This is a genomic window from Pseudobacteroides sp., assembly GCF_036567765.1.
Taxonomy (GTDB): Bacteria; Bacillota; Clostridia; order Acetivibrionales; family DSM-2933; genus Pseudobacteroides.
Genome location: NZ_DATCTU010000049.1, coordinates 1 through 16,982 on the forward strand (window position 1 = coordinate 1; position 16,982 = coordinate 16,982).

Below are 16,982 nucleotides of genomic sequence, written 5' to 3' on the forward strand. Positions count from 1 at the left end.
TTATTAAGACTTGAGATGGTTATCAATATAATAAAAATAAGATGAAATCCCTTATTAAGTCATGATCAAAGAATAACTTCCGCTATAAATTTCGCTAATATGTTGATTTGAATCATCAACACCCACTCAAAAGCGGAAGTAATTTTTCATTCATGCCTAAGTTAATTCCTGGTGTGATAAATTCCTTTAAGTATAACTTAAAAGGATGTAACAACATAAATAGCAATATTCAATAGATATTATAAATAGCTATAAATTAATTAATTTATTTAAAATACTTTATGTGAGGGGAATGTGCAATGACAACAAATGCAAGCACTACACCAGATGTAAATATTACACCGAATGCAAGCACTGCACCAAAGAAAAAGAACTTCTGGAAAAAAACGGGATTTATTCAGGAATTGGTAAAAAACAAGGCGATGTTTCTTATGCTTCTGCTACCATTTACTCTAGTATTTGTAAACTACTATTTACCTATGTTTGGCGTAATTATTGCCTTCAAGAATTTCAACTATAGTGATGGGTTTCTAGGCAGTCCATGGTCGGGCTTAGAAAATTTTAAGTTTCTTTTCATGTCTGATGCTGCATGGCAGATTACCAGAAACACCATTTTATACAACTTGTTTTTCATTGTATTAGGATTAATTTTTGCGGTTCTATTTGCTTTAGCTCTCAATGAATTAAGAAATAAATTTGCGGCAAGGTTATATCAGTCTATAATATTTTTACCCTACTTTCTCTCATGGGTTGTTGTAGCTTATCTTGCATTGGCCTTTCTGGACCCGAATGGATTCTTTAACAAAACCATCGTAAATATATTCAATTTACAGACCGTTGACTGGTACGCTTCACCCCAGTATTGGCCATATATATTAGTACTCATAAATCTATGGAAGAATATTGGTTACGGTATTGTCATTTACATAGCTGGAATTTCAGGCATTGACCAGGAATATTATGAAGCTGCTGTATTGGACGGTGCGAGCAAGCTGCAGCAGATAAGATATATCACAATTCCATTTTTGATTCCTTTTATGATTGTAACAGTAATTATAAACCTTGGTAATATATTCCGATCTGATTTTGGCCTTTTCTATCAGATCCCAATGCAGCAGGGACTTTTGGCACCTTCGACAGAAGTTCTGGATACTTACATATATAAAGCGTTAATTATGAGCGGGGATTTGGGCATGTCTTCGGCTGCTGGATTATACCAATCTGTTATAGGATTCTTTACAGTTTTGATAGCCAACTGGGCGGTTGGTAAAATCAGTAAGGAAAATAAGATATTCTAAATGATTGATTATCTTAAAAAATATAATTTGTGATTTGAGGGAGGAAAATATGAAGCCTAAAAAAATAAATGAATCTTTAAGCTTAAATTCCATTTCGCCTACTACCAATTTGATAATTAATGCAGCATTTATTGTTTATTGTATTTTCTGTATAGCTCCATTAATTTTGGTATTCATGGTTTCGATTACAGATCAAACATCTCTTGCAATAAATGGGTACTCCTTTTTTCCCAGCAAAACTAGTTTTGATGCATATAGATATTTATTCAATGATGTGGAGAAATTGCTAAGATCATATGGTGTTACAATTTTCACATGTGTTGTTGGTACATTTTTTTGTGTGCTGTTTACAATGTTATATGCGTATCCCATTTCAAGAAAATCATTTAAATACAGGAATTTCTTCTCCTTCTTTATGTTCTTTACCATGCTGTTTCAAGGAGGACTGGTACCTTGGTATATCATGTATACCAAATACCTGCATCTGCAGGATAATATCATTGCTTTGATCATGCCAGCGGTCATGAATGCATTTTACGTGCTGATTGCAAAGACATTTTTTACAATCAATCTACCCGACTCGGTGCTGGAAGCGGCTAGAATTGATGGTGCCAGTGAATTCAAAATATTCTACACCATTGTTATTCCGATGTCCACTCCTGTTATTGCGACAATAGCATTATTTTCATTCTTGAGTTATTGGAATGACTGGTATCTTTGTCTATTATTCATTAACGATCCTCAATACTACAATCTTCAATATTCAATGTATCAGGCACTGCGTTCCTTACAGTTCCTGACATCTTCTCTTGCATCAGCTTCAGGAAATACTACGAGTGCATTGGCAAATGTGCCTGGAGAAACTCTGCGTATGGCTATGGCGATTATCGGTATCGGACCTATTATTTTCGCATATCCCTTCTTCCAGAGATATTTTATAAAGGGTCTTACTATTGGGGCAGTAAAAGGTTGATTACAGCTTGGGCGAAAATTCGATTTTTTGTCTTTGCTGATCAATATAGAAACATTACTTTATTTTAGGGAGGTATAATAATGCTTAAAATCAAAAGGTTGGGATGTAACATTGTTTCTGCAGCTCTAGTATGCAGTGCGTTATTGTCAGGGTGTGGAAGTTCTACTTCGACCAAACCAACTGATGCAAACGCAACAGCAAACAAGTCTTCGGATAACAGCACAGTATCGAATCTGGAACCGTATGAAATCAATGCATACTTTCTTGCTCCCCAGTGCAAAGATGTAAAGCTGGTACAGGAAGAACTAAACAAACTGCTTAAGAAAAAAATCAATGCCACTATCAAACTGAATTACTATTGGTGGGATAGCTATCAGAATAAGCAGCAGATGGCAGTGGCTTCCGGTGATAAGATAGACATTATGTTTTCACCGAGCTGGTGGGGATTTAATGACTACGTGGCTAAACAGGCATGGTTACCATTGGATGAACTTGTGGCAAAACACGGGAAGGATATTATTGCCAACATCAATCCAGCATATTTGAAAGCTCCGATTGTAAATGGAAAGCTCTATGCAATTCCGACTGCGAAGGATATGTTCGGAACCGGCGGATTTATATTTAATAAGGAACTGGTGGACAAATACAATTTTGATATAGACTCTATTTCTAAGCCTGAAGACATAGAGCCATGGCTTAAGATTATCAAGGAAAAAGAACCGGGTATAATCCCGTTTTTGTCCTCACTGGGTGACCAGCAGCAATATTTGGCACAGGATTGGCAGGTCAATGTGGGTACTGTGGATGTCCCAGTCGGCTACCAAAAAACCGATGGAGATGTTAAGATTATGAATCTTATGGAAACCGATATTGCAAAAAGAATATACAAATTGTCTCGTAGTTGGTATCAGAAGGGTTATATCAACAAGGATGTAGCAACACTGCAGGATGGAACTCCGCTAAAGAAGGCTAAGAAAGTATTTGCATGGACAGAGCAGTTGAAGCCAGGAAAAGCAGATGAATTGAAGGCACAATTTGGATATGATCTTGTTCAGGCAAATGCTTGGAAGGGCATTCAATATTTTACAACCACTCCGGATTTGACAAACTCACAGTTGGTTATTCCAAGAACATCCGATAATCCTGAAAGGGCAATGATGTTCATAAATCTGCTATTTAGTGACAAAGAGATTAAGAATCTTTTGAGTTGGGGTATTGAAAACAAGCATTACAAGAAGATTGGCGAAAACCAGATCGACTTTGCCGATGGTGTTAACGCAGACAACTCAGGTTACTACGGTCTTGCTCAGTGGTCCATGGGTGGAAGCCAGTTCTTAGATTACCTGTGGGCAAGCGAGAGTGCCGACAAGTGGCAGAAGATGGAGGAGTTTAATAACTCTGCAAAACCAATGAAAATTGTAGGGTGGACTTACGACTCCAGCAATGTAAAATCAGAAATGGCAGCACTGGCTCCGATAGGGCAGAATCAGGGACGGCCGCTTTCCCAAGGGCTGGTTGACTATGATACACAATATCCTAAGGTCAAGGCTTCTCTAGAAAAAGCAGGTATTCAGAAGGTTATCGATGATTGTCAAAAATCGATAGACGCTTTTATTGCTGCATCTAAAAAGTAATGTAAGAAATGACTAAAGTGGAAGAGTGCAGTGAAAGCAATTTCATTGCACTCTTTTTAAATGTCCTCATTAAACATGTGTTGGTAGAAGGAGGCGGGTAATAGTGGAAAAGCAAGGGTTAAATCCATATCTTCCATCATGGGAATATATTCCTGATGGAGAACCGTATGTATTTAATAACAGGGTATATGTTTATGGTTCCCATGACCGTTTTAATGGACATGTATTTTGTTTAAATGATTATGTATGTTGGTCGGCACCTGTTGAGGATTTGGCTGACTGGAGGTATGAAGGCATTATCTATAAAAAAACAGATGATCCGCTTAATCAGGACGGGAGTATGTGTCTTTATGCACCTGATATTACGGTCGGGCAGGATGGACTATATTATTTGTACTATGTTCTTGACAAGGTGCCTATTGTATCGGTAGCAGTCTGCGATAGACCGGCAGGTAAGTTTGAGTTCTATGGATATGTACACTATTCTGACGGAACACGCTTGGGTGAAAAAGAAGGTGACCAGCCTCAGTTTGATCCTGGCGTACTGACAGAAGGAGAGAAAACGTATCTATATACCGGCTTTTGTCCAGTTGGTGATAAATCTAGAAAGGGTCCAATGGTTACGGTGCTTGGACCGGATATGCTTACAATTGTGGAAGAGCCCCAATTTATAGCACCAAGTGAACCATACAGTAAAGGCAGCGGCTTTGAAGGACATGAGTTTTTTGAGGCTTCATCAATAAGAAAAAGAGGGGATACTTATTATTTTATCTATTCCTCCATTGTCTTTCATGAACTGTGTTATGCTACCAGCAAATGTCCAACAAAAGGGTTCAAATACCAGGGGGTTATTGTAAGCAATAACGATCTTCATATTGATTCTTACAAGCCGGCCAATAAGCCTATGTATTATGGCGGGAATAACCACGGAAGTATTGTTGAAATAAGTGGACAGTGGTACATTTTTTACCATAGGCACACCAATGGAACAAATTTCAGCAGACAGGGATGTATTGAACAGATTGAATTTAAAGAAGACGGTGAGATTTCTCAGGTAGAGATGACATCATGCGGTCCCAATGGAGGACCACTTATCGGAAGAGGAGAGTATCCGGCTTATATTGCATGTAACCTATATTCCAAGGACGAGGAAAAGTATACTGGTACTTTTGGGGCATGGATGGACGGTCGTTTTCCCAAGATAACCCAGGACGGAAAAGACGAGGATGAAGAAATCGGTTATATAGCCAACTTGAGGGATGGTGCTGCAGCCGGATTTAAATATTTTGATTGTAAGGGAGTTAGGAAGGTCAACATCAAGGTGCGTGGATATTGCCGTGGTGCCTTTATAGTGAAGACATCATGGAACGGTACACAACTTGGAAAGATACAGGTTGATTTTTCGAATGTTTGGAAGGAATACTCAGCGAATATTGTAATTCCAGACGGCATTCAGGCATTATATTTTGAGTATACAGGCGAGGGGAATGCAAGTCTGGCATCCTTTACATTGGAATAAACCAAGGAGATGGATAGCAAAGGAGATAAGTAATATGGCTAGATTTGATGATCTGTCTGAACTATTAAAACAATTTGTGAAAAACGGTCCGGCTGGATGCGGTTGTGCTGTGGCAAAGGATGGGAAAACCTTATACCAAGGGTATTTCGGGTATGCTGATTTGGAGGAGAAAAGGCCCATTACCGAAGATACGGCCTACCGTCTTATTTCCATGACGAAAGTGGTTATCTGTACGGCAGCCCTTATGTTATTTGAAAGGGGAAAATTTCTCCTAAATGAACCGATTTATGAATATTTTCCTGAGTACAGGGATACGCAAGTTTTTGTTAGGGAACCTGGCGGCTCTGTCCATACAATAAAATCCCAAGGACCGATGCTTATTAAACATGCATTTACTATGTCGGTTGGTATGGGGTTTCACTTTGGAGATTCACCCACAGAGAAAGAAATGGCAAGGGTAAAAGATGAATTACAAAAAAAATATGGCAAATATGATATTGTGACTGAGGTTAAGGCTATGGGCAGTGTTCCTGTTCAATTCCATCCCGGTACCCATTGGCAGTATGGTTATGGACATGATATTATAGCTGGCTTGATACAGTTGATTTCAGGGAAAACCGTAGGGCAATTTCTGCAGGACGAAATATTTGGTCCTCTAGGTATGGAATATACCGGCTATCGTTACCGTGATGGGAATGAATCCAGGATGGCCTCCAACTACAGGAAAGATAAAAAAGGAAGGATGATAAAGGTTCCCGGTCTTCTGGATGAATTCCATCATCCCGATGCACTGTATGAATCCGGAGGTGCAGGGCTTTATTCCACTGTCAACGATTATCTTAAATTTTCACAGATGCTTGCCAACGGCGGAAGCTATAACGGAAAAAGAATAATCGGCAGAAAGACTATAGACCTGATGAGGACGAATCATTTAAATGAGGATCAGTTGAAGGATTTTACCGGTTCATATCTTGCCGGGTACGGGTATGGCTTGGGAGTAAGGACCTTGATGAATCCAGTACAAGGGCATTCAAACGGATCTGTGGGAGAGTTCGGATGGACCGGAATGCTGGGCACATATGTATCTATTGACCCGCAGGAAGGGTTTTCGGTCGTATATATGCACCAGATGGAGCCCAATATGGAAGAGTATCATCATCTTCGTGTAAGAGCTGTCGTTAACGGTTGTTTATAATAATATATATTAAAAGACAGGGATAGTGGGATTATTGTTATGGGTAAGGGGGGAATGATTTGAAATTTGAGGAGGTATTTACTGTACATATAAAGCCAGAGAATTGCATTAAATTAAATAATGATTATGAAGATATGGTTGTTATGATTCCGTTTACAGGGTATGTAACAGGAAAGTATTTTGAAGGGAAAGTCCTCTCTGGAGGTGTTGATACTCAAATCATAGGAAAGCATGGCGACAGGCATACTTTATCTGCAAGGTATATGCTTGAGGGAAAGGATTATACAGGGGAACCTTGTAAAATTTATATCGAGAATAGCGGCGATATCTATGAAAAACGGAATAATGTACTGTTTAGAACCTGCCCTAAAATTATTACAAACAGTAAAGCACTGGAGTGTTTATCCAAAGATTTATTAATTGGAGAAGGAATAGAGACAGAGAATGGATTGAATATAAAGATTTATAGAGTTGTATGACCCTCATTTACCACAAATTGCTATAATAAATTGGTATTAATAAATATAAGGAGGCTTACAAATGTTGGAGATGGTAATAAATGCGGATATTAAAAAGGGAAAAATAAACAAAAATATCTACGGTCACTTCTCGGAACATCTTGGAAGATGTATATATGAAGGTATTTGGGTTGGAGAAGATTCCGAGATTCCAAACATAAAAGGGTACCGTACCGATGTTGTTGAAGCTCTAAAAAAACTAAAAGTGCCTGTTTTGAGATGGCCGGGAGGTTGTTTTGCAGATGAGTATCATTGGATGGACGGAATCGGTCCAAAAGATAAGAGACCATGTATGATTAATACCCACTGGGGTGGTGTGGTTGAAAATAATCACTTTGGTACTAATGAATTTTTTGAGTTTTGCGAGATGATCGGTGCACAAGCCTATATCTGCGGCAACGTAGGAAGCGGCACAGTGCAGGAAATGCAGCAGTGGATAGAATATATGACTTTTGACGGCAAATCACCAATGGCTGATTTACGGAGGGCTAATGGAAAAGAAGAGCCCTGGAAGCTGAAATATTTCGGTATAGGAAATGAAAACTGGGGCTGTGGCGGAAATATGAGGCCGGAATATTATGCAGACCTTTACAAAAGGTTTTCAACCTATGTGCGGAACTTTGGTGACAACATAATTCACAAGATTGCATGCGGTCCGGCTGGTGATGACTATAGGTGGACAGATGTGTTGATGAAGGAAGCAGGACATTTAATGCATGGAATAAGCTTGCACTATTATACTTTGCCGAATGGCTCCTGGACCGAAAAGGGTTCGGCTACGGAATTTGGTGAAGGGGAATGGTTCAAAACACTCAAACAAACACTGTTTATGGAAGAATTGGTGATTAAGCACAGCACCATCATGGATAGGTATGATCCTGAAAAGAAGGTTGGCTTGATTGTGGATGAATGGGGTGCGTGGTGTGATGTGGAACCGGGTACCAACCCAGGCTTTCTTTTTCAGCAAAATACATTGAGGGATGCTTTGATAGCAGGTATCAACCTGAATATTTTCAATAACCACTGCGATAGAGTTCAAATGTCAAATATAGCTCAGATGGTTAATGTTCTACAGGCAATAATTCTTACCGAAGGTGATAGAATGCTTTTAACGCCTACATATCATGTTTATGACATGTATAAGGTTCATCAGGATGCACAGCTTTTAACTGTTGACTTTAAAAATACAGACTATATTTATAATGGAGAAAAGATTCCTGGAATCAGTGTATCATCTTCCATTGATAAGGAAGAGAAAATTCATGTTACAATTTGCAATCTAAATCCTATACAGGATATCGAAGTTGATGTTGATATAAGAGGAATAGCGGTAAATAGAATCAGTGGCAAGGTACTGACTGCGGAAACAATGAACGCAATAAACACCTTCGATAACAGCAACCAGGTAAAAATTGATGTGCTTAAAAATTTACGACTAAAAAATAACCGTGCCGGATGTAAAATACCATCAAAATCTGTAGTTTTACTGGAAATTGAATAACTGGGCTATGTGGGGATGAATTATGTTTGAATCAAATTGTAAAAGTTGTTTGGAAAGTGTAGACACTAAAAGACGTGTTCAAGAAGACCAGATTAATGATGCAATTGTCAAGCTTGCAAAGAATAAAAAGATAAAGTTTGTCAGTGATGAGGTCTATGAGTTCAGATTACTGCAATGTAAAGACTGTAGGTACCTGGAGCTTGGTACTACATGCCTGCAATGCGGATGCTTTGTACAAATCAGGGCCAAGCTTGCAGACATGGGGTGTCCGCTTTCCAAGCAAAAGAGATGGAATGCTGTAATATAATTGTTAGGCGTCTATATGTCTTTCCATTTCTTACTTTCTCATGGTATAATTAATTATATAATAAGTTAAGTTAGACATATGATAAGGTATTATGTGAATTCATGGGGTGATTATGTATATAGGGGGAAGGTTATATAAAAAAATTTCCGACATGAAGATCAGTGTAAGGTTTACACTATTTTATTGCGTTATTTTGATTTCCTCAATTTTACTTAGCAATATTCTATATCAGAAGATATACTCAAATACTGCTTTAAAAAAGGTCAGTGACATGTCTGTTCAGACCCTTTATTCCGTCAAGACCAGCTTGGACCTGATGATTAGCAATATAGACAATTGTTCCAAAATGATTCTGTCTAATGATGATTTGCAATTGCTGTTAAGGAATGGAAATATATACTCGGATTTACGTGTACAGGCAAGATTGGGTACATACCTCAACAAACTGACTCAGGAAACATCTTTTATATCTTCTGTTTATATCTTCGATAATTGCGGAAATGAATATTCAATAAATAATCAGGATGACCTGCAGTTTATACCGCCTAATATCCAGGATGTGGATTGGTATGATTTGGTTGTTCAAAAAAAAGGTGCTTACATATTGAAACTAAATGGAGGAAATATTTTTAGGAATACTCCTAAGGATAATTTTGTATCTATGATCCGTTTAATACGGGACATTAATTCTACAAAGACACTGGGAGTTTTAATTATTAATATATCGGAAAATGCATTTAAGGATTCTTATTCAAGTATTATAAACAACTATACTACAGGGGTTACAATCCTAGATGAAAATCATGAAAGCATTATTAAATTAAATGTGGTAGATAAAAGCGAGATTAAAAATGTGGTGGAATCCTTTGAAAATAGCAAACATGGCTATATGATGAAGAAGCTCAAGGATATGGAATACCTGTTTTCATATTTGGTTGACAAAAGATCTGATTGGAAGATTATAAGTATAATGCCGGCTAAGGAATTGTCCAATGAGACAGCTGTACCTGGCTTGATCGGCTTTGCTATCATCCTAATTAACAGCCTCCTTATGTTTATCGGTACTATTCTTACATCAAGAATAATTACTATTCCGATAAAAAAACTTTTAAAATCCATGAAGGGGATACAGAAGGGGAAATTTAAAGAAGTGGATATACGCACCGGAAACAATGAGATTGGTCAGCTAAAAGATGGGTATAATATGATGATTTATGAAATACAGCAGCTGATCGATCGTGTAATAACTGAACAAAGGATTAAAAGAAAGGCCGAATTAAATGTGCTTCAGGCCCAAATAAAACCCCATTTTCTTTATAATACCTTAGAATCAATCAATTCCTTGATATTAATGGAAGAAACAGAAGCAGCATGTAATATTGTTGATGCTCTAGGGAGCTATTACAGGCTGAGCCTTAGCAAAGGAAAAGAGGTAATCACAATAGGCGAAGAAATCGAGATTGTAAAAAATTATTTGAATATACAGCAGATACGGTATGCAGATTTATTTTCGGTACATTATAAGCTGGATGAACGGGCTGGCAACTTTAAGATTCTTAAGCTTGTATTACAACCTTTGGTAGAGAATGCTCTCTACCATGGCATCAGGGTTAAGGGTGAACATGGGATCATCACCATCGAGACCGAGTATTTAGAGGATCATATTCGGATTACAGTGGAAGATGATGGCGTGGGTATGTCAGAAGAATGTATACGCCGGATTTTGGATAATAGTACTGATACAGAAGTTACTAGTTTCGGTCTGAGGGGAACCATCGAACGCTTGAGAATATTTTATGGAGTGGATGATTGCTTCCGTATAGAAAGTGTTATTGGCTTCGGAACGAAGATTACGATATTGATACCTATCAGTAGTGAAAATGGAGAGGAAAAATATGTCTAGTCTTAAAGTGATTATTGTGGATGATGAGTTTCTGATAAGGAATTACTTTAAAAAGCGTATATGCTGGGAAGATCTTGGAATGGAAATTGCAGGTGAAGCATCTAGTGCTAGGGAAGCTCTGGATTTGATAGACCAAATTGTCCCCGATATAATTTTTACGGATATATGCATGCCATTCATGGACGGCATTGAATTTAGCAAGATTGTTGCTGAAAAGTTTCCACATATAAAGATCGTAATCATTACAGGACACGACGAGTTTCATTATGTCAAGAGAAGCATAAAACTTGGAATCTCTGATTTCCTCCTGAAGCCAGTCAACCCTGAAGAGATCAGAAAAGTTGCACTGGAATTAAAAAGTAAAATTGAGTTGGAGAGAACCCATATCAAGGAATATGAGAAGCTGAAACAGAGATTGGATGAGAGTCTGCCTTATATGCAGGAGAAATTCCTTAATGAACTTCTGCTTAGCGAATTGGATCAGTATGAGATTGTGGAGAAGATGGCTTACTTTAAAATAGATATGAGTGAGAAATCTGATGTTTTTCAAACTGCTGTAGTAGAAGTGAGTGATTCTGTCAGAGGAGCACATGAGAGGGAGGAACAACTGATTCTCCTGGCCATGAAATGCTCTGACTTAATCAGACAAGTTTTAAGAGAGGATCAATACATTTATGTCTTTTTTGACAACAGCAGGAAAATAGTGATATTAAGTAATAATGAATCCTTGGATCTAACCGAATGCTGTGAGACCATCAAAGCTTTACTTATTAACAGGTGTAAATGTTTTGTTTCCATAGGTATCGGGAACAAAATCCATGGACTCAAGAATATAAAAGTTACTTACAGGGAAGCCTGTGATGCTTTAAATTATAAAGTTGTAATAGGAAAAAATCAGGTTGTTAATTACAATGATATCACGTACAACAGCGATCAATCATGGAGAGGTATTCCTAACAAAGGAGAAAAGCTGGACTTTTTTATTAAAACCGGAATGAAACATAAAGCGACAGAACTCATAGATGAACTGTTTTCTGAAAGCTGTTTTAATCTGTCCGTCACCATTGAAAATTTAAGGCTGGAGGCCTTTGACATATTATCAACCTGCATTCGTGTTCTGCTTGAATTGAAAATTGACACATCAAGCTTGTGGGAAAAAAATAGCCAGCCATATGAGGATGTATTCAGAATGGACAATCTGCTTGAAATGAAAGACTACCTAAAAAGCCTTATCGAGCAGGTTATCAGTAAGATTCATTCCTTCAATGAAAGGAAGGTAAACATATTAACCGTTCGGATTCAGGAATATATAGAGAAGAATTTGCACGATGCAAATCTTTCGCTTTCAACAATAGCTAAGGAATTCTATGTCAGTTCCAGCCATCTATGTCGCGTGTTCAAGCAGGAAACAAAGCAGACTGTTGTTGAATATATAACGAGACAAAGAATGGAATATGCCAAGAAAATTCTAAAGGAAACAAATTTGAAAGTATATCAGATTGGGGAAATGGTAGGTATCAATGATCCGAATTATTTCAGCACTATTTTTAAGAAGTTCACCGGACTTTCAGTTAATGAATTTCGTAAAAAATAATACAAGAACAGCCCTATAAGGTTATCAATACTTCGTTGTATCCTCCTTTTGTTTTTCAAAATTTAGATAATATTTTAGATATTTTAAGCAAAATATTTAATAAGTTTAATATTTGTTGCTTATATAATTAATGTATGATCAAAGTAGTTTTCTCAAAAAATTCCGCTAACGTATTTATATACTTAAAAACTACCGAAAAAGTGTAAGTAGCCATTTAAAAATACCGAAATATAAGCTGAAATCAAAATTTAATAGAGGAGATTATAACAATGAGTAAGTCCATAACAAGGATATTGCTAATAGTGAATTTAATAGTTTTGATACTCAGCTTAACTTCATGCAAAATAAATATATTAAAAGACACAACAGACGAAATAAAGGATAAACCTGAGCCTTGTACATTAAGGTTATGGAATCAATGGGTAGATAGATCTGACTTGGTTTCTAATCCCCTGAAAAATGCAATTCGGGAGTGGAATGAGAAGAATCCGGAAGTTCAAGTGCACGAGATCAGTTGGAATGGAGAGCAGTATAAGTCAAAAATCAAGACAGCCTTAGCTGCCGGCGATGCTCCTGATTTATTTTATATGTGGAGCGGAAGTTTTGTAGGACCCTTTATTGATGAAGGAAATATTCTTCCTCTTGATACTTATCTGGACAATGAAACCCTGGATAAGTTAATGCCAGGCGTAATAGACTCATGCAAATATAATGGAAAGATATACAGTCTGCCGGCATATAGATTTGTTGCCAGCTTATATTGCAATACAGAATTATTTCAAAAAGCAGGTGCTAAAATTCCTCAAACTTATGACGAATTGCTGGGATCAGTGAAAAAGCTCAGGTCCAAAGGAATTGTTCCTATTGTTGTGGGTGAGAAGGATCGATGGCCGGGTATGTATTGGTATGATATCCTGGCTATGCGCCAGGCAGGAAGTACGGCATGCCGAAATGCACTGGCTATTCCGGCACTGTTTGACCGACAGGATTATAAAGAGGCTGCAGATAAATTAATACAGCTTGTGGATAATAAGGCCTTTAATGAGGATGCTCTTAATACCAGTTTTACTGATATGGTCAATGAATTTACTGAGGGAAATGCTGCAATGATGTACCAGGGAAACTGGGTTGGAACTAAAATTGAGGATGCGAATTCGAAGGTAAAGGAGAAGGTGATTGCAATCCCATTCCCAACAATACAAAATGGAAAAGGAGATCTGACAGAGTTTTATGGTGGTATTACGGATGGTTATTTTATTAACATTAACACCAAGCACAAGCAGGAGGCAGTGAATGTTCTAAAATATATTAGCGAGAAATCAGGAAAAGAAGGGAATTCGAGCGGAGCAGGATTATCATGCTGGAAATTGGATGACTATGACAAATCAGAGTTATCTCCACTTATAAAACAAACAACTCAGATCATGGAAAGCGGGACAAGCTTCATTAGCTGGTGGGATACGATCCTGCCTGCTGCAGATGCAGAAACACACAAAGATCTGGTGGCGGAACTGTTTGACAGGAGACTAAGTTCGGAAGAGTTTGTTAGAAGAATGGCAAAACTCAGGGGCAAATATTGATATAGATAAAAAGAGAAAAAATCAAAGGGATGTAATTGGTAATTTTAACTTATATTCTAGGAGGGTGAATTATGAAAAGAAAATGTTTGAGTGTTTTATTAATTGCTTTTCTGCTTGTATCATTTTTATGTGTTCCAGCAAAGATTTCATCGGCAGCTTCACTTCCAGCTACACCACCTTCAGGCTATGACCAGGTCAAGAATGTTCCACACGGTCAGGTCAGCTACATTACTTATCAGTCTAATGCGACAAACAGCCAAAGGAGGGCAAGGATTTATCTGCCTCCAGGGTATTCAACAAGCAATAAATACAGCGTCATGTATTTATTACACGGCATCGGCGGAAATGAAGACGAGTGGTACAACAACGGAGCACCACATGTTATTCTCGATAATCTCCTTGCCGCAGGACTAATTCAACCCTTTATACTCGTATTGCCGTATGGAAATGCAACGGCATCAGGAGTGGATGGTTGGGAGAATTTCACAAAGGATTTACTTGAAAGCCTTATGCCGTACATCGAAAAAAACTATTCTGTTTATACCGATCCTCAACACCGTGCGATAGCCGGCCTTTCACAAGGCGGTGCCCAGTCGATGAATATCGGTTTGCCCAACGTGGACAAGTTCCCTTATATAGGGGGATTTTCTTCATCGCCCATTACAAAACAGAATAACCAACTGTTTCCTGACGGCGGAACCAAGGCCAGGGCTAATTTAAAATTGCTATTTCTTTCCTGCGGAACCGCAGATAACCTTATATTCAGTAACAATAGGGTAAGGGACTATTGTAAGACCAATAATATTCCCTGCACTGAATGGCTTCTTCAGGGTTATGGTCATGATTGGACAGTGTGGAAGCCAAGCTTGTGGAACTTTGCTCAGATGGCATGTGCAGCCGGCTTTACAAATCAAACACCAGCTACGTCAACTCCAACACCGACAAAATCGGCTACGCCAACTCCAACATCGACAAAATCAGTTGCGACAGGGGATTTGAATAATGACGGCATTATAAACATGGCTGATGTCATTCTTCTAGCTACTAAATTTAATGCGGTATCGGGAGATGGAAAGTATGTTGCCGCATATGACCTAAACAATGACGGTGTAATAAACATGTCAGATGTAATAATTATTGCTTCAAAATTTAATACTGTTCACTAAAAGAATTACTGAAGAAATAAAAGAAAAACTAGTGGAAATATATTAACAATATATTCCGCTTGATATAAAAAATATAATTATTTAAAGAAAGAAGGGGGAGTTATAATGAAACAAAAGATGATGGTTATTATTTCCATCATAGCGAGTTTTACCATCTTGTTTACCTTGTTTCCATTAACCGTACACGCAGGACCAACGCTTACCTCAAATGCCACTGGTACAATTGACGGTTATAACTACGAGTACTGGAAAGATAATGGTACCGGTACTATGACGCTCAATGGGGGCGGCACATTCAGCTGCTCATGGAGTAATATCAATAATATATTATTCCGTACTGGTAAAAAACTCGGCTCGACCAAAGCATGGCAGGATTATAATGGTATAACAATAGATTATGCCTGTAACTACCAGCCAAACGGTAACTCATATATGGCTGTCTATGGTTGGACGGAAGATCCTCTCGTAGAATATTACATCATAGATAGTTATGGCACTTGGAAGCCACCGGGAAATGGTATACCGATGAAGGGAACAATTACTGTTGACGGGCGTACATATGAGGTTTATCAAAACTCCAGAACAGGACCTTCCATTAAGGGTGATACAACTTTTCAGCAGTATTGGAGTATATGCACATCTAAAAGAACAAGCGGAACCATAAGTGTCAGCGAACACTTTAAAGCATGGGAAGCTAAAGGAATGAAGATGGGCAAGATGTACGAAGTCTCAATGGTTGTAGAGGGATATCAAAGTAGTGGTAAAGCTGATATGACTAAAATGAATCTTAGTTTTGGTCCGTCTTCTTCACCCTCCACAAGCAATCCAACTCCTACACCTACAAGACCGACAACATCAAGCACAACTAAGATAAGTGCTTTTGATAAAATTGAAGCAGAAAATTATAACGATTATAGTTCATCAACTATAGAAAAGATTGGTACTAGTGACGGCGGAAACGGCGTTGGTTATATTGAAAACGGCAATAATCTAGTATTTAAAAATGTGGATTTTGGAAGCGGAGCAACTTCATTTAAAGCTCGTGTTGCAGGTCAAAGCAATACAGATATACAGCTAAGATTAGGCAGCCCTACCGGCACACTTTTAGGTACATTGTCTGCAGCACCAACAGGGAGCTGGGATACATATGAAGAACAGTCATGCAATATAAGTAAAGCTACAGGAGTAAATGACTTGTATCTGGTATTCTCAGGACCGATAAACATTGACTGGTTTAATTTTGGAGCTGGAGCAGTAAACTCATCGGAGCCTTCAAACCCAAGTTCATCTGTAAAGGGTGATCTAAATAATGACAGAGTCATAAACATGGCTGATGTTATATTATTGGCTACCAAATTTAATGCGGTGGCTGGAGATGGAAAATATGTCGCATCATATGACTTAAATAGTGACGGTTCCATAAACATGGCTGATGTCATAATAATTGCTTCAAATTTTAATAAAGAAGTTAGTGTCAACACACCGACAACTACTGTTATAGCAACACCAACGCCTATACCATCACCTAAGGGTACTGCATTGTACCAATTGGCTGCGGCAAAGGGAATAACATTTGGTACATGTGTTAACAGTCAATGGTTCGGTAATCAAACAGGTACAACGTATGCTAATATTCTAAATAACGAATTTGGAATGGTTGTAGCTGAGAATGAGATGAAAGTTGATGCTATAGAGCCTTCACAAAATAATTTTAACTTTACAAACGGCGATAAATTGGTTAATTATGCTATAAGTAACAATAAAAAAGTGCGTGGACATACTCTTGTATGGCAT

At 38.0% G+C, this 16,982-nt stretch carries 13 protein-coding genes; all 13 read left to right on the forward strand.

The window, feature by feature from the left end:
- The first annotated feature begins 299 nt into the window (after nucleotides 1-299).
- The gene (locus VIO64_RS08560) at nucleotides 300-1,298 is read left to right on the forward strand and encodes an ABC transporter permease (RefSeq protein ID WP_331917142.1); all 999 of its coding nucleotides are present in this window, start codon (nucleotides 300-302) and stop codon (nucleotides 1,296-1,298) included.
- A gap of 49 nt (nucleotides 1,299-1,347) precedes the next feature.
- Nucleotides 1,348-2,271 carry a carbohydrate ABC transporter permease gene (locus VIO64_RS08565; RefSeq protein WP_331917144.1) on the forward strand — a complete coding sequence of 308 codons (924 nt, stop codon included), beginning with the start codon at nucleotides 1,348-1,350 and terminating at the stop codon, nucleotides 2,269-2,271.
- Nucleotides 2,272-2,351: 80 nt separating this feature from the next.
- Complete coding sequence (locus VIO64_RS08570; RefSeq protein WP_331917146.1) at nucleotides 2,352-3,905, forward strand: ABC transporter substrate-binding protein; 1,554 nt, start codon at nucleotides 2,352-2,354, stop codon at nucleotides 3,903-3,905.
- A gap of 103 nt (nucleotides 3,906-4,008) precedes the next feature.
- Nucleotides 4,009-5,424 carry a family 43 glycosylhydrolase gene (locus VIO64_RS08575; RefSeq protein ID WP_331917148.1) on the forward strand — a complete coding sequence of 472 codons (1,416 nt, stop codon included), beginning with the start codon at nucleotides 4,009-4,011 and terminating at the stop codon, nucleotides 5,422-5,424.
- A 34-nt stretch (nucleotides 5,425-5,458) separates the two neighbouring features.
- Entirely contained in the window at nucleotides 5,459-6,619 is a 1,161-nt protein-coding gene (locus VIO64_RS08580) for a serine hydrolase domain-containing protein (protein ID WP_331917150.1), read from the forward strand.
- 59 nt (nucleotides 6,620-6,678) lie between these two features.
- Nucleotides 6,679-7,098, forward strand: a complete 420-nt coding sequence (locus VIO64_RS08585; protein WP_331917152.1) for a DUF3237 family protein — start codon at nucleotides 6,679-6,681, stop codon at nucleotides 7,096-7,098.
- Between the two features lie 61 nt (nucleotides 7,099-7,159).
- A complete protein-coding gene (locus tag VIO64_RS08590) occupies nucleotides 7,160-8,638 on the forward strand; it encodes an alpha-N-arabinofuranosidase (RefSeq protein WP_331917154.1) in 1,479 nt (492 codons plus the stop codon).
- A 22-nt stretch (nucleotides 8,639-8,660) separates the two neighbouring features.
- Nucleotides 8,661-8,945, forward strand: a complete 285-nt coding sequence (locus VIO64_RS08595) for a DUF6171 family protein (protein WP_331917156.1) — start codon at nucleotides 8,661-8,663, stop codon at nucleotides 8,943-8,945.
- A gap of 112 nt (nucleotides 8,946-9,057) precedes the next feature.
- A complete protein-coding gene (locus VIO64_RS08600; RefSeq protein ID WP_331917158.1) occupies nucleotides 9,058-10,848 on the forward strand; it encodes a sensor histidine kinase in 1,791 nt (596 codons plus the stop codon).
- Nucleotides 10,841-12,442 (forward strand): response regulator, encoded by a 1,602-nt coding sequence (locus VIO64_RS08605; protein WP_331917160.1) that lies wholly within the window; start codon nucleotides 10,841-10,843, stop codon nucleotides 12,440-12,442. Before VIO64_RS08600 ends, VIO64_RS08605 begins: the two co-directional genes overlap by 8 nt.
- Before the next feature lie 269 nt (nucleotides 12,443-12,711).
- Nucleotides 12,712-14,022: an extracellular solute-binding protein gene (locus VIO64_RS08610; protein WP_331917162.1), complete on the forward strand. Its 1,311-nt coding sequence runs from the start codon at nucleotides 12,712-12,714 to the stop codon at nucleotides 14,020-14,022.
- A gap of 71 nt (nucleotides 14,023-14,093) precedes the next feature.
- The gene (locus VIO64_RS08615) at nucleotides 14,094-15,188 is read left to right on the forward strand and encodes an alpha/beta hydrolase-fold protein (RefSeq protein WP_331917164.1); all 1,095 of its coding nucleotides are present in this window, start codon (nucleotides 14,094-14,096) and stop codon (nucleotides 15,186-15,188) included.
- A gap of 105 nt (nucleotides 15,189-15,293) precedes the next feature.
- Nucleotides 15,294-16,982 (forward strand): glycoside hydrolase family 11 protein (locus VIO64_RS08620; protein WP_331917166.1); only part of this gene is annotated, 1,689 nt, incomplete at its 3' end.

Excerpts from the sequence above, each read along its gene's own strand:
- VIO64_RS08610 (WP_331917162.1), top strand. The coding sequence starts at position 12,712 with ATGAGTAAGTCCATAACAAGGATATTGCTAATAGTGAATTTAATAGTT.
- VIO64_RS08590 (WP_331917154.1), top strand. The coding sequence starts at position 7,160 with ATGTTGGAGATGGTAATAAATGCGGATATTAAAAAGGGAAAAATAAAC.
- VIO64_RS08560 (WP_331917142.1), top strand. The coding sequence starts at position 300 with ATGACAACAAATGCAAGCACTACACCAGATGTAAATATTACACCGAAT.
- VIO64_RS08565 (WP_331917144.1), top strand. The coding sequence starts at position 1,348 with ATGAAGCCTAAAAAAATAAATGAATCTTTAAGCTTAAATTCCATTTCG.
- VIO64_RS08615 (WP_331917164.1), top strand. The coding sequence starts at position 14,094 with ATGAAAAGAAAATGTTTGAGTGTTTTATTAATTGCTTTTCTGCTTGTA.
- VIO64_RS08570 (WP_331917146.1), top strand. The coding sequence starts at position 2,352 with ATGCTTAAAATCAAAAGGTTGGGATGTAACATTGTTTCTGCAGCTCTA.
- VIO64_RS08605 (WP_331917160.1), top strand. The coding sequence starts at position 10,841 with ATGTCTAGTCTTAAAGTGATTATTGTGGATGATGAGTTTCTGATAAGG.
- VIO64_RS08595 (WP_331917156.1), top strand. The coding sequence starts at position 8,661 with ATGTTTGAATCAAATTGTAAAAGTTGTTTGGAAAGTGTAGACACTAAA.
- VIO64_RS08580 (WP_331917150.1), top strand. The coding sequence starts at position 5,459 with ATGGCTAGATTTGATGATCTGTCTGAACTATTAAAACAATTTGTGAAA.
- VIO64_RS08600 (WP_331917158.1), top strand. The coding sequence starts at position 9,058 with ATGTATATAGGGGGAAGGTTATATAAAAAAATTTCCGACATGAAGATC.